This is a genomic window from Collinsella sp. AF14-35, assembly GCF_003464565.1.
Lineage (GTDB): Bacteria > Actinomycetota > Coriobacteriia > Coriobacteriales > Coriobacteriaceae > Collinsella.
This window is the reverse complement of record NZ_QRZD01000001.1, coordinates 174,822-188,927: the sequence shown is the minus strand read 5'-3', so window position 1 is coordinate 188,927 and position 14,106 is coordinate 174,822. Positions and strand designations below refer to the sequence as shown.

Annotated in this window: 12 protein-coding genes; 5 read left to right on the top strand and 7 right to left on the bottom strand. The window is 60.7% G+C overall.

Annotation, left to right across the window (positions count from 1 at the left end):
* Positions 1-49 precede the first annotated feature (49 nt).
* From DWW12_RS00850 to DWW12_RS00820, 7 genes are all read right to left on the bottom strand, one after another.
* Complete coding sequence (locus DWW12_RS00850; protein ID WP_089572515.1) at positions 50-817, bottom strand: mechanosensitive ion channel family protein; 768 nt, start codon at positions 815-817, stop codon at positions 50-52.
* 192 nt (positions 818-1,009) lie between these two features.
* The gene (locus DWW12_RS00845) at positions 1,010-1,804 is read right to left on the bottom strand and encodes an ABC transporter ATP-binding protein (protein WP_022093887.1); all 795 of its coding nucleotides are present in this window, start codon (positions 1,802-1,804) and stop codon (positions 1,010-1,012) included.
* Positions 1,797-2,720: an ABC transporter permease gene (locus DWW12_RS00840; protein WP_117854544.1), complete on the bottom strand. Its 924-nt coding sequence runs from the start codon at positions 2,718-2,720 to the stop codon at positions 1,797-1,799. Before DWW12_RS00840 ends, DWW12_RS00845 begins: the two co-directional genes overlap by 8 nt.
* Before the next feature lie 204 nt (positions 2,721-2,924).
* Entirely contained in the window at positions 2,925-3,905 is a 981-nt protein-coding gene (locus tag DWW12_RS00835; protein ID WP_117799698.1) for an ABC transporter substrate-binding protein, read from the bottom strand.
* Positions 3,906-4,065: 160 nt separating this feature from the next.
* Complete coding sequence (locus DWW12_RS00830; RefSeq protein WP_117799699.1) at positions 4,066-4,851, bottom strand: hypothetical protein; 786 nt, start codon at positions 4,849-4,851, stop codon at positions 4,066-4,068.
* A 258-nt stretch (positions 4,852-5,109) separates the two neighbouring features.
* Entirely contained in the window at positions 5,110-6,513 is a 1,404-nt protein-coding gene (gene asnS, locus DWW12_RS00825; RefSeq protein ID WP_117854542.1) for an asparagine--tRNA ligase, read from the bottom strand.
* Positions 6,514-6,694: 181 nt separating this feature from the next.
* Complete coding sequence (locus DWW12_RS00820) at positions 6,695-7,258, bottom strand: PTS glucose transporter subunit IIA (protein WP_118266321.1); 564 nt, start codon at positions 7,256-7,258, stop codon at positions 6,695-6,697.
* 244 nt (positions 7,259-7,502) lie between these two features.
* Here DWW12_RS00820 and DWW12_RS00815 point away from each other — a divergent pair, with 244 nt between their 5' ends.
* The 5 genes from DWW12_RS00815 (at position 7,503) to DWW12_RS00795 (ending at position 14,103) form a co-directional block, all read left to right on the top strand.
* The gene (locus tag DWW12_RS00815; protein WP_117854541.1) at positions 7,503-8,402 is read left to right on the top strand and encodes an alpha/beta hydrolase; all 900 of its coding nucleotides are present in this window, start codon (positions 7,503-7,505) and stop codon (positions 8,400-8,402) included.
* Between the two features lie 47 nt (positions 8,403-8,449).
* Positions 8,450-8,770, top strand: a complete 321-nt coding sequence (locus DWW12_RS00810; protein WP_089572507.1) for a hypothetical protein — start codon at positions 8,450-8,452, stop codon at positions 8,768-8,770.
* Positions 8,771-8,891: 121 nt separating this feature from the next.
* Positions 8,892-11,252 (top strand): ferrous iron transport protein B, encoded by a 2,361-nt coding sequence (feoB, locus tag DWW12_RS00805; RefSeq protein ID WP_117854539.1) that lies wholly within the window; start codon positions 8,892-8,894, stop codon positions 11,250-11,252.
* A gap of 123 nt (positions 11,253-11,375) precedes the next feature.
* Complete coding sequence (locus tag DWW12_RS00800) at positions 11,376-12,572, top strand: MFS transporter (protein WP_117854537.1); 1,197 nt, start codon at positions 11,376-11,378, stop codon at positions 12,570-12,572.
* A gap of 154 nt (positions 12,573-12,726) precedes the next feature.
* Positions 12,727-14,103, top strand: coding sequence for an alpha-amylase family glycosyl hydrolase (locus DWW12_RS00795; RefSeq protein ID WP_117854536.1), 1,377 nt, complete (start codon positions 12,727-12,729; stop codon positions 14,101-14,103).
* Positions 14,104-14,106: the final 3 nt, after the last annotated feature.

Here is a 14,106-nt window from a genome sequence, read left to right as displayed (position 1 = left end):
AACGACCTATTTGCTCAATGTGTTCGGCTGAGATCGGAAATCAACCGTTTTAGGCGATGATGGGGGCGATGGCGCGGATGCAAGCGTCGGCTGCCGTGAAAGTGGTGCTGTCGTCGCTGACGATAAAGATGATTTTGCCCTTGACGCCAAAGTCGCCGATCTCGCTAAAGAGCACGTACGGCTCCTTGTCAAAGCCAGAGATGGGAAGCACCGCGGCCTTGGTGGCGTCGGTAAGCTCATCTGCCAGCGCGTCCAACGAGGCCCACTTGGACGTGTCCTTTACGGCAACGGGCACGGCAACGCGCCCAAAGGGCATGAGGTGCACGAGCGTGTTCTTGGAGATATTTGAGTTGGGGACGATGATGGTCTGCCCGCAGGCGTCCTCGATGGTCGTATGGCGCCAGGTGATATCTTGGACCACGCCCGTCACGCCGCCGACCTCGATATTGTCGCCGGGTTTGATGATGCCCATAAAGGTCACCTGCATGCCACCGATAAGGTTTGACAGCGTGTCCTGAAAGCCGAGCGAGATGGCGATGCCGCCGACGCCAAGAGCGGCGACGAGGGCGTTTGCGTTAATGCCAAAGCAGTTGTCGAGGATAAAGCTGCCGCCGATCATCCAAATGACGGCGCGCGCGATGTTGATGAAGATGCTTGATGAAGGGAGTGGGTTATCGTCGCGGTTGAGCAGGTGGTACAGGGTCTTGGACGCGACCTTGGCGGCAACGGCGGTGCCGATGGCCAAGATACCTGCCCAGATGATGTTGTGGACCCATCGTTGTGCAAAGAAATGAAGAATCGGCTCAAACAATTCCATGTAGAGAAACCTCCTAATGATCGTCCAACCATGATACCCATCAAGAAGCCCGTCCGATCACATCGTACGGGCTTCTGTGCTCGATATGGGGGTTAGCGAAAACCGCCGCAAAGGTATCTGTTCCTTTGCGGCGGTTTTGACGTTTGCGCAGATAAAACCTGCCAAAATAAACCTGTCCCTTATTGGCAGGTTTTAGCTCAGCAGCATGCGGTCGTTGGCGAGCTCGCCGCCCGAGACCTCCTCGAACTTCTGCAGCAGGTCGGCTACGGTGAGCGACTTCTTCTCGTCGCCGGCCACGTCGTAGATCACATGGCCCTCGTGCATCATGATCAGACGGTTGCCCAGACGGATGGCGTCATTCATGTTGTGCGTAACCATGAGCGTGGTCAGATGGTTTTCGTCGACAATCTCCTCGGTCAGGTTGAGCACCTTAGAGGCCGTCTTGGGGTCGAGGGCCGCCGTGTGCTCGTCGAGCAGCAGCAGGCGCGGCTTGGTGAGCGTGGCCATCAGCAGGGTGAGTGCCTGGCGCTGGCCGCCCGAGAGCAGGCCGACCTTGGCGTTGAGACGCGTGTCCAGACCGAGGTCCAGGCGCTTGAGCAGTTCAACGTACTCGTCCTTCTCGGCCTTGGTGACGCCCCACGAAAGACCGCGACGCTGGCCGCGGCGCTTGGCGAGGGCCAGGTTTTCGGCAATTTGCATGTCGGCTGCGGTGCCGCGCATGGGGTCCTGGAACACACGGCCCAGGTACTTGGCGCGCTGCGACTCGCTCAGACGAGAGATGTCGGTGCCGTCGAGCTCAATAACACCAGAATCGAGCGGATACACGCCGGCGATCATATTGAGCAGCGTGGACTTGCCGGCGCCGTTGCCGCCAATCACGGTTACAAAGTCGCCATCGTTGAGGGTGAGGTCGACGCCGGTGAGCGCGCGCTTCTCGGTGACGGTGCCCTTGTTAAAGGTCTTCTTGACGTGCGAGAGCTTAAGCATCTGCCTCATCTCCCTTCGTGTAGGAGCTGCGGAGCTTATAGCGCTCCCAAATCACGGGCACGCACAGGGCCACGGCGACGATCGCGGCAGAGAGCAGCTTCATGTCGTTGGCGTCCATGCCCAGCTGCAGCACGATGGCGCGGATGAGGAAGTACACCACGGAGCCAAAGACGGCGGAGGCCAGACGGACGGAGAACTGCGTGAGACCGCCGGGCAGCAGGCGGCCGAGCACCTCGCCGATGACGATGGCGGCAAGACCGATAACGATGGCGCCGGTACCCATGCCAATGTCGGCATACTTCTGGCTCTGGCAGATGAGCGCACCCGAAAGGCCAATGAGGGCGTTGGAGAGCACGAGGGCGATCATTTTGGTGGAGTTGGTGTTGACGCCTAGGGCGCGGATCATGTACTCGTTGTTGCCGGTGGCACGCAGCGCCGAGCCGATCTCGGTGCCAAAGAACCAGTACAGGATGGCGACGATGGCCACGGCCAGCACAATGCCTAGGATAATGGCAACAGTGGACTGCGGCAGGCCCGTCATGTTGCTGACGGATGAGAAGATAGTGCCCTTGGCAAGGATGGGCGTGTTGGACTTGCCCATGATGCGCAGGTTGATGGACCACAGACTGATCTGCGTAAGGATTCCGGCGAGGATTGCGGGAATCTCAAAGACGGTGGTCAAGATGCCCGTGACGGCGCCCGCGATGGCGCCGGCGCACATGCCGGCCAGCACGGCGAGCAAGGGGTCGACGTTATTGTTGACGATGAGTACGGCGCAGACACAGCCGCCGAGGGCAAAGCTGCCGTCGCAGGTCATATCGGGGATGTCGAGCAGGCGGAACGTGATAAACACGCCAAGCACCATAATGCCCCAGAGGACGCCCTGCGAAACGGCGCCCTGCAATGCAATGAGCATGCTTCATACCTCCTAGGATAGGGTGGACACGTGATTTTCCATAATAGCGGTACCAATGCATAAAAGAGCTGCGGACGGATGTTTTGTCTCATCCGAAACAAGCAGGGCGAACGCCGGTCTTTAGCGTTCGCCCCAAGGACTCAGATATTGAATAACGCGGCTGTGGCGCGCGTGCGGGCCCTAGACGCGTTACCGCGCATGGCGCTACTCGTCCAGAGCGGAAAGGTCGATACCCAGAGCCTCGGCCATCTCGTCGTTCTTGACGACGACCAGGTCCTTGCTCGAGAGGTGCTTGATCGGCATATCCTCGGGCTTGGCCTCGCCCTTCAGGATCTTAACGGCCATCTCGCCCGCGGCGTAGCCCAGGTCCTTATAGTTGATGGAGAGGGTGAACAGGCCGCCGGCCATGCACATACCCTCCTCGCCGGTCACGAAGGGGAGCTTATTCTCCTTGCAGATCTGGCCGACCTGCGAAGCGCCCGCGGCGATGGTGTTGTCAGTGGGGGAGTACAGCGCGTCGACCTTGCCCACGGAGGACTCGACGACGGACTGAATCTCGTTGGAGCTCGAGACGGTGAAATCGGTGTACTCGAGGCCCAGCTTGTTGAGCTCCTTCTTGGCGGCTTTGATCTGGACGTCGGAGTTGGACTCGGCGGTGCAGTAGAGCAGGCCGACCTTTTTAACGTCGGGCAGGACCTTCTGCATCATCTCGAGCTGCTCGGCGACTGGGGTGAGGTCGGAAGCGCCCGTGACGTTGGTGCCGGGCTTGTCGTTGTCCTGGACCAGGCCGGAGGCGGCGTAGTCGGTGATGGCACAGCCCACGATGGGGATATCGGCCGTGGCGCCGGCGGCAGCCTGCGCGGCGGGCGTGGCGATGGCATAAATCAGGTTGACGTTGTCGCCCACAAACTTGTCGGCAATGGACTTACACGTGGACTGGTCGTTCTGGGCGTTCTTCTGGTCGATCTTGACCTTAAGGCCGCTCTCCTTGATGGCCTTGACAAAGCCGTCGTTGGCGGCATCGAGTGCGGAGTGCTCGGTGAGTTGCAGAACGCCGATGGTGTAGTCGGAACCGGCGGCAGCAGAGCCGGAACCAGAGTTGCCGCCGCATCCGGCGAGCGGGGCGAGCGCGAGCAGACCGGCGGAGACCAGAAGGCTCCTGCGGCTGATGGTGATGTCCTTCATATCATTACCCCCAGTATAAAAATGGCTGGAAACACTGCACTGGGACAAAGTGCAAGTGGAACTATAGTAGCGCTGATGTCCATTTTTACAACAGCCTGGCGGGTTTTTTAATACAGAATCGGATGGGCGGTACGGGTAGTCGAATGGGCGGCGGAGGGTCTTATGCGGCGGAGGAGGCATCGTCCTCGTCCAGGACGGCGAAGAGCTTCTTGCCGTCGAGGAGACGTGTGGTGACGTTTCTCATGCGGCCGATCTCAACGGTACGCAGCGTGTCGTCGGCGCCTCGCGCGTCATAGACCGTTCCCAGCAAATACGAGATGCCGTCTCGTTGCTTGATGGCAAAGGGCCGGAGTGTCATCCGCGCCACTTCGACCTCTCCGCGTGCCGTGACACTCGAAATATCAAAACTCACCGTGGTTCCGTGGTCGATGGCCTGCTCGATGAGCTCGCAGGCATCGATGCGCTTGACGGGCGTGCGTATGGCCTTGGTGGATTTGTCGCCTGCGCTTGGAGCAGGCTCGGGTGCATCGAGGTAGCCGCGAACGTCGGCACTCGCCATGGCGACCAGGTGCTGCGCCATGCTTTTTCGAATGGCGATGGGCGTAGAGCGGTTGCGCATGACCATGCCGTGGAGCCGGATGATCTCTTCGTCGGTGAGCGGACGGGTCAAGAGCCGATACCCCACGCCGCGCTTGTATTCAATTTCGTATCCGGCATGGCGAAGTGCGGAGATGGCGGTGTAGATGCTGCGCCGCGCCGCCGAGATGGGCATGCGGGCGGGGTCGTCGGGATGGGCGAGACGCCGGATCAACTCATCGGAAAGCATGGCCTTGTCCTCGCCGGTGTTTTCGCTTAATAATTGCAGGATGCGAACGGCGCGATAGGCTGCCATCGAGGCGGCGCCCCTCGTCGTGGTCTCGTAAGTTTCAACAGCGGTTTCGGTCATGGCGTCCACGTCCTTTCCGTTTTGGGTGGCGACGGTATGGAGCCTAGGGCGCGGGGCTTTCCCAGGGGTGCAGGACACTCCGGGCGGTCGGTAGCCGTCGGCAAGCGGCGGGTCGAGTTTTCAACAGCCCTGGTCAACTGACCAAAAACTTGCCAAAAGCTTGACGGATGTTGTTGAAAAAAGCGTCTCTCGACCGATGTCGAGAGACGCTTATGCGATGAGCGTTGGCGTGTGGCGACGCGAGCTAGCGTCCGACGATTAGAAGTCGGCGTTGCCCACGGTGCGCGGGTGCGGCAGGACGTCGCGGATGTTGCCCACGCCGGTCAGATACATGACCAAGCGCTCGAAGCCCAGACCGTAGCCGGCGTGCTTGCAGGAACCGTAGCGGCGCAGGTCAAGGTAGTACTTGTACTGCTCGGGATTCATGCCCAGGTCCTTGATGCGGGCCTCGAGCAGATCCAGGCGCTCCTCGCGCTGGGAGCCGCCGATAATCTCGCCGATACCGGGAACCAGGCAGTCGGCGGCGGCGACGGTCTTGCCGTCCTCGTTCATGCGCATGTAGAACGCCTTGATCTCAGCCGGGTAGTCGGTCACGAAGGTCGGGCGCTTAAAGTGCTCCTCGGTCAGGAAGCGCTCGTGCTCGGTCTGCAGGTCGATGCCCCAGCTGACGGGGTAATCAAACTGGTGGCCAGCAGCGACTGCCTGCTCCAGGATCTCGACGGCCTCGGTGTAGGTAACGCGGGCAAAGTCGGAGTTTGCCACGTGGTCCAGGCGCTCGATCAAGCCCTTGTCCACAAACTTGTTGAGCATGTTGAGCTCGTCGGGGCAGGTGGCCATAACGTCCTTAAGGACGTACTTGAGCATGGCCTCGGCGTTATCCATGTAGTCGTTAAGGTCGGCAAAGGCCATCTCGGGCTCGATCATCCAAAACTCGGCGGCGTGGCGCGTGGTGTTGGAGTTTTCGGCGCGGAAGGTGGGGCCAAAGGTGTACACGTCGCCAAAGGCCATGGCAAAGTTCTCGGCATTGAGCTGGCCGGATACGGTAAGGCTCGCGTGCTTTCCAAAGAAGTCCTGGCTCCAGTCAACCTCGCCGGACTCGGTGAGGGGCGGATTTTTGGGGTCGAGCGTGGTCACGCGGAACATCTCGCCGGCGCCCTCGCAGTCACTCGTGGTGATGATGGGGGTGTTGACGTAGACAAAGCCCTGCTCCTGGAAGAAGCGGTGGATGGCGGCAGCCGCGACAGAACGGATGCGGAACACGGCGCGGAACAGGTTGGTGCGCGGGCGCAGGTGCTGCTGGGTGCGCAGGAACTCGACGGTTGCGCGCTTCTTCTGCAGCGGGTAATCCGGGGCGCTGACGCCCTCGACCTCGATGGAGGTGGCAGAAAGCTCGAAGGGCTGGGGCGCATCGGGGGTCAGCTTGACGGTGCCGGTGCAAATGAGTGCGGCCGAGACGTTTTGATGGGCGATCTCGTCGTAGTTGTCGAGTGCCTCGCGGTTCATGACGACCTGCAGGTCGCGGAAGCAGCTGCCGTCGTTGAGCGTAACAAAGCCAAAGTTCTTCATGTCGCGGACGGACTTGACCCAGCCGGCAACGGTGACGGTCTGGCCGCCGAGCGACTCGGCATCGACATAGAGCTGCGCGATTTTGGTGCGGTTCACGTATCCTCCCATAACGGTTGAATGATAGTTATCCATACAGTTCGATATTCTAGCAGCTCGGCTCATTTGGGCTATACAGATAAGGCATTGGCGGGATGGTTTTTCAAACGAAAAGCGCCCGCGGCCAAATGGTCGCGGGCGCTTGACGAGGTGCCTTTTGGTTGTGTGGCGCGGGGCCTAGCTACTTGGTCTTGGCAACCAGCAGCGGGTCGCCAAGCTTGACGAGCGGGTTGCCGCCGATAAGCGTTCCAGACTCGCCGACATGGTCGATGCTCTTAAGACGATCGAGCTCGGAGACGATGACGGTCACGATGTCCTCGTGGCCGGCGGCCTTGATGGCCTCGCGATCGAAGCTGATGAGCGGCTGGCCGGCCTTGACCACATCGCCCATCTCGACAAAGCGGGCAAAACCCTTGCCGTTCATTTCCACGGTGCCCAGGCCAACATGGATGAATACGCGCAGACCGTCCTCGGTAATCATGCCGATGGAGTGGTTGGTGACAGTGGTGGCGCCGATGCGGCCGTTGGCGGGCGCATAGATGGTGCCGGTAATGGGCTCGATGCCATAGCCCTGGCCAAGCATGCCCGAGGCGATCGTCTCGTCGGGAACCTCGTCCAGGCTGACGAGCACGCCGTTGACGGGGGCATAGATGACGCCTTCGCGGGTGGCGAAGCTTGCTGCGGGCGGAACGGACGCCTCGCCGGTCGAGGTGAAGGTGGACTTAAGCGAATCGAGCAGACCCATAGTTGCCTCCAACTTAAATAGGCGCATATCGCGCGTTTGGTTTGCCGGAAACGTTTCATATCTGTTTCGCGGCTTGGTCAACACCCCCTATTCTACGCTGCTCAGCGATACCTCTGAGCTGGGATTATGTGATATATCAGTTGAAGGGAAACTTATTGCTGGCGTGTTTCTGCGTCACGGGTTCAAGTGGGGTACGCTTGAAGGCGAAAAACAATGGCGCTTAATTTGCGCGAAGGGAGCACATATGATTGTCGAGAACCATGCACTGTGGGGCGAGGAGCCGACCGAGGAATATCCGGCGACGTTTACGTATCTGGGTGCCGAGCCGCTGCCCGACAAGCCCAATGGCCGCCGCCCCGCGGTGATCATCTGCGGCGGAGGCGGGTTTACGCATATCGCTCCGCACGAGCAGGACCCGGTGGCGTTTGCGTTTTTGGACCGCGGCTACCAGGCCTTTGTGCTCAACTATGTGACGAGCGCCACGGGCGACGTGAGCTTTCCGCACCCGCAGGCGGACCTCGCCAAGATGGTCGCTACCGTGCGCGCCAACGCCGACGAGTGGCATGTCGATCCCAAGCGCGTGTGCATCGTGGGTTTCTCGGCGGGCGGCATGATCTGCGCCTCGTTGGCAACGCAGTGGAAGACCGGACCTTTCGCGGGCCTTGCCGGGGCTCGTCCGGAGGATATTCGTCCCGACGCCGTGGTGCTGGGCTATCCGTTGCTCGACCTTGACTATGTGCGCGATATGCAGACGCGCGACCCGCGCATCGACCTGCGCGTGCCCAAGACGGGTGGCAAGACGGGGCGCGATTTGCTCAACGACTATCTGTCGATGGTGACGGGCGGCGAGGCGACCGATGAGCACCTGGCCGACATTTGCCCTACCACGCACGTTTCGCGCCAGATGCCCCCGACCTTTGTGTGGGGCGTTTCGGACGACAAGACGGCGCCGATTGCGCAGGTCTATCCGTTTGCGCAGCGCATGGCCGAGGAAGGGGTCGCATGCGAGATGCACGTCTTTGACCAGGGTGGCCACGGCCTTTCGCTCGGCAACGCCAATACCGCGGTCGACAACGAGGACAAGCAAGTGGCAGTCCGTCCTTGGATCCGCCTGGCCTTCCGCTTCCTGGAGCGCCATATGTAAAAGTAGACTACTTGCCCGTTTCAAAAAGTCTGCTTAGAGGAGGAGCCATGCTTGAGGGTACGTATGTGGTTTTGGCCCAGACGCCGGTGGGGAGCAAACGCGGCGAGGTGACGTTTTCACATGGGGTGAACGGCGCGCTCAGGGCAGTACTAAACGTCAGGGGTCTCAATATCGCTCTCTCGGGTGCCCGCGCTGAGGGCGATTTCTTTGAGTTCTCGGGCACTATCTCCCACGTCTTGATGGGCAAGGCGCCCTTTACATGCACGGGGTCGGTTGAGGGTGATCGACTCACTGCTACCGCGCGGTCGGGTTCCATTTCGATCTCGCTGAGCGGTATGCGCAAAGAGCTTTCGGGGCGCACCGCATAAAGTTTGCGCAGGTAAACATCGGTATTTGACTTTATATAATAGTTTAGAGCGCTATCATTTGTCGTTACGAGTTGGTTAGCCCCGGTAAACGGTTAACCGCGTCTAACGAAAGGATGAGCGCGTGAAGCTCGATACACTCGAGATTGGAAAGGACGCCGTTGTCGCATCGGTGGCATCGGACGATCAGGCACTCCGACAGCATATTTTGGACATGGGCCTAACGCCGGGCACCGAAGTCACCATGATGAAGTACGCTCCTATGGGCGACCCGCTCGAGATTCGCCTGCGTGGCTACGAGTTGACGCTGCGCAAGGACGATGCTGCTCGCATCGAGCTCGTGGGTGTTCACGACACAGACACGGGTCCGCGCACTAACGCCGCAATCGGCATGACGGAGCACCCGGCACTTGGCGAGGGGACGTATTCGCCCCGTGCGGCAAAAACGGCCGTGCCCGAGGGCGCACCGCTGCATTTTGCCCTCGCCGGCAACCAAAACTGCGGTAAGACCACGCTGTTCAACCAGCTTACGGGCTCCAACCAGCACGTCGGTAACTTTCCCGGCGTGACGGTCGACCGCAAGGACGGCACCATCCGTAACCATCCCGAGGCAAGCGTTACCGACCTGCCCGGCATCTATTCGCTGTCTCCGTACACGGGCGAAGAGATCGTCAGTCGCCAATTTATCCTGGACGAAAACCCCGACGCCATCATCGACATCATCGACGCTACTAATATCGAACGCAACCTGTACCTGACGCTGCAGCTTATGGAGCTCGACCGCCCCATGGTCATCGCGCTCAACATGATGGACGAGGTGACGGCCAACGGCGGCGCCGTGGACGTCAACCTGCTCGAGAGCCTGTTGGGCGTGCCTGTTGTCCCCATTAGCGCTGCCCGCAACGAGGGTATCGGCGAGCTGGTGGATCATGCCTTGCACGTGGCACGGTTCCGCGAGCGCCCCGGTCGCCTGGACTTCTGTGCGCCCGATGGCTCGGACGGCGGTGCACTGCATCGCTGCATCCACGGCATTGCCAACCTGATCGCGGACCATGCCGTGACGGCGCACATTCCGGTGCGTTTTGCGGCGACCAAGCTGGTTGAAGGCGACGAGCTGGTGACCGAGGCGCTTCACTTGGATCGCAATGAGCTCGACGCTATCGAGCACATCATTACCCAGATGGAGGGCGAAGCCGGCACCGACCGCCTGTCCGCGCTGGCCGATATGCGCTTTAGCTTTATCGGCGACGTGTGCGGGCGCTGCGTCGTCAAGCCGCATGAGAGCCGCGAGCACGTGCGCTCCGTCAAGATCGACCGCATCCTGACGGGTCGCTACACGGCCATTCCGGCGTTCCTGGTGATCATGGGCCTCGTCTTTTGGCTGACGTTTGGCGTGATCGGCGCGGCGTTGCAGGGACTCATGGAGGACGGCATCGCTGCCGTCATCGCCTCGGCCGATGCGGGCCTCAAGGCGTTCGGCACCAACGACGTGGTACGCTCGCTGGCTGTCGACGGCGTGCTTACGGGCGTGGGCAGCGTGCTGACCTTCCTGCCGATTATCGTCGTGCTCTTTTTGTTCCTCTCCATTCTGGAAGACTCCGGCTACATGGCGCGCGTGGCCTTTGTCATGGATAAAGTGCTGCGTCGCTTTGGCCTGTCGGGCCGCAGCTTCGTGCCTATGCTCGTCGGTTTTGGCTGCACCGTGCCGGCTATCATGTCAACCCGTACGCTCCCATCCGAGCACGACCGCAAGATGACCGTCATGCTCACGCCGTTCATGAGCTGTTCGGCCAAGTTGCCGGTCTACGGTCTGCTGTGCGGGGCGTTTTTCCCGCAGGCGACGGTTCCCGCCATGGTCTCGCTCTATTTGATTGGCATTGCGGTCGGTTGCATCGCGGCTTTGGTGCTCAATCGCACGGCATTTAAGGGTGACCCGGTGCCGTTTATCATGGAGCTTCCCAATTACCGTCTGCCGAGCGTCAAGACGACGGTGATGCTGGCATGGGATAAGGCCAAGGACTTCATCACCAAGGCCTTTACCATTATCTTTGCCGCTACGGTGGTCATTTGGTTTCTTCAGACGTTCGACATTCGCTTTAATGTGGTCGCCGATCAGTCGCAGAGTCTACTTGCCGGTCTGGGTAGCATCATCGCGCCGGTGCTGGCGCCGCTCGGATTTGGTGACTGGCGCGCCTCGACGGCGCTCGTCACCGGACTTATTGCCAAGGAGAGCGTCATCTCGACGCTCACGGTGCTTTTGGGCGCAACCTCGCCTGCGGCACTGTCGACGATGTTCTCGCCGTTTACTGCCTACGTGTTTTTGGTCTTTACGCTGCTGTACCCGCCCTGCGTGGCAGCCATCGGTGCCGTTAAGAGCGAGCTGGGCGGACGCTACGCCGTGGCAGTGTTCGCGTTTCAGGTGACGGTCGCCTGGATCGTGGCGTTTGTCGTGCATTCGGCGGGCATATTGTTGGGGTTGGCTTAGCTATTTATTGACGGCGCAACCCCTGTGTATTGAGTTGATTGCGGTCCCGCATCTGTACTGACGGATGCGGGGCCGTTGCTATATAATCGCCCACCGCCCAAGACAATCGGAGAGGTTTCCTACATGACCCAGGCAAGACAAGATGGCATCTCGCTCAAGCAGTGGCTCCCGCTTATCGGGCTCGCCTGCTGTTCGTTTGTGTTCAACACATCAGAGTTCATGCCCATCGGCCTTCTGACTGATATCGCCGCGTCGTTCTCGCTCACCGAGGCCCAGGCAGGCATCATGATTTCGGTCTATGCCTGGGGCGTCATGCTGCTGTCGCTGCCGCTTATGGTGTTTGCCTCGCGCTTTGAGTTCAAGCGCATGCTGCTCGGCGTGCTTGCCGTGTTTTCGCTCGGCCAGTTCCTGTCCGCTGTGGCGCCCACCTATCCTATTTTGGTTTGCGCGCGTCTGGTGGTCGCCTGCGCGCATGCCGTGTTCTGGTCGGTCGCCTCGATCATGGCGTCGCGTCTGGTTGACACGCGCCACGGGGCGCTCGCCATCAGCATGATCGCCACGGGCTCGTCCATCGCGCAGATCTTTGGCCTGCCGATCGGCCGCGCCATTGGCCTGGCCGTGGGCTGGCGTATGACGTTTGCCGTGGTTGGGGCCCTCTCTGCCGCTTCGGTGGTGTATCAGGCAGCGGTGTTCCCAGCCATGCCGGCGGGCGAGCGCTTTACCGTCAAACAGCTGCCCGAGCTGCTCAAGAACCCGTTCCTCATCGCGCTCTACGCGGTCACGGTCTTTATGGCGACCGGCTACTACGCGGGTTACAGCTATATCGAGCCGTTCCTGGCGCAGGTCGCGCACGTCGACGCAAGCGCTATTACCATGACGCTGACGGCGTTTGGCTGCTCCGGTCTGCTCGGAAGCTGGCTGTTTGGCCGCCTGTTCGATGGGCATCGCTTCCCGTTCTTGGCTATCACGCTCTCCGGCGTGCCGGTGGCTCTGCTGCTCATGGGTCCGGTCGCATCGTCGCTCGTAGCAGTGCTTGCCGTCTGCGCGCTATGGGGCTGCTGCTCCACAGCCTTTAACGTGGCGTTCCAGGCCGAGCTCATCAAGTACACGCCGGCGGATTCGTCGGCCGTCGCCATGTCGATCTTCTCGGGCCTGTTTAACCTCGGTATCGGCACGGGCACCGCAATCGGCGGCGCCGTGGTTTCGGGTCCCGGTATCGCTTGGATTGGCTTTGCGGGCGGGGCGATTACCGTCGTGGGCGTCATCCTCGCCATTACGGTGCTGTTCCCGGCCATACGCCGCGCAAAGCCCGTCGCCTAATCACGTTCCCTCATCAGTTGCGGTGGAATAGAGACTGTTTGCCCGGTTTATTGGTCTCAACAGTCCCTATTTCACCGCAACTTATTTTGGGGGAGGGGATGCGCGGCGGGCATACAATGGATGGCGTTGCGTGAAAGATTGCCGGGAGGTTGCTATGTGGGCATACGAGACGACGTTCTACCAGATCTATCCGCTGGGCTTTTGTGGAGCTCCGCGCGAAAACGCCGCGCCCGTTGCCGAGGATGAGCTCGCCCAGGCTGCCAACGCTGCGCCCAACCCCGATGCGCCCATCATGAAGATCGCCCAATGGGCCGGCTACCTGCAGGAACTCGGCATCGGTGCTGTGCTCATTAACCCGCCGCTCGAATCCGACAGTCACGGTTACGACACGCGCAGCCTGCGCCATATCGACCGTCGCCTGGGTGGGGATGCCGACTTTGCCGCCGTGTGCGAGACACTGCATGCCCATGGCATCCGTGTGGTGCTTGATGCCGTCTTCAACCATGTCGGTCGCGGTTTTTGGGCCTTCCGCGATGTTCAGGAGCGCAAGTGGGACTCGCCCTACAAGGACTGGTTCCACATTAGCTTTGACGGCGACTCCTGCTATGGCGACGGCTTTTGGTACGAGGGCTGGGAAGGCCATTTTGAGCTTGTGAAGCTCAACTTGCAAAACCCCGCCGTGGTCGATTACCTGCTTGAGTCCGTGCGCCGTTGGGCCGACGTCTTTGGCGTCGACGGCCTGCGCCTGGACGTCGCCTATATGCTCGATCGCGATTTTATGCGCCGCCTGCATACTTTTACCCGTGAGCTCAAGCCCGACTTTGTGCTGATTGGTGAGACGCTCCACGGCGACTACAACCAGATCGTCAATGACGAGATGCTTGACTCCTGCACCAACTACGAGTGCTACAAGGGCCTGTACTCCAGCTTTAACTCGGTCAACATGTTCGAGATCGCCCACTCGCTGCATCGCCAGTTTGGCGGTGACCCGTGGTGCATTTATCGCGGCAAGCATCTGCTGTCGTTTGTCGACAACCACGATGTGCCGCGCCTGGCGAGCATCCTCACCGACAAGTCCTGTCTGCGCCCCGCTTATGGCATGCTCTTTGGCATGCCGGGCATTCCGTGCGTCTACTATGGCAGCGAGTGGGGGATTGCTGGCGAAAAGGGCGGCCCCGATGGCGACTGGGCGCTGCGCCCTGCGCTCGATGAGCCTGCGCCCAACGAGCTGACGGCCTTCATCAAGCAGCTCGCGCACCTGCGCTCGACAGACGGTGCGGCGGCACGCGCTCTCAACTACGGCGCGTACCGCAACGTGGTGATCCAGAACAAGCAGCTGCTGTTCGAGCGTGCCTGCGACGACGCGACGGTGCTCGTGGCGGTGAACGCCGTGGGCGAGCCTTACACCTTTGGCGCCGGCGAGCTCAATGGGTCCTTTGTCGACCTGCTGGCCGACGGCGCGCCCACGGTTGAGCTGACGGGTGCCCTTGAGCTTGCGCCCTACGAGGTGCGTTATCTGCTGAGGGCCTAGGCC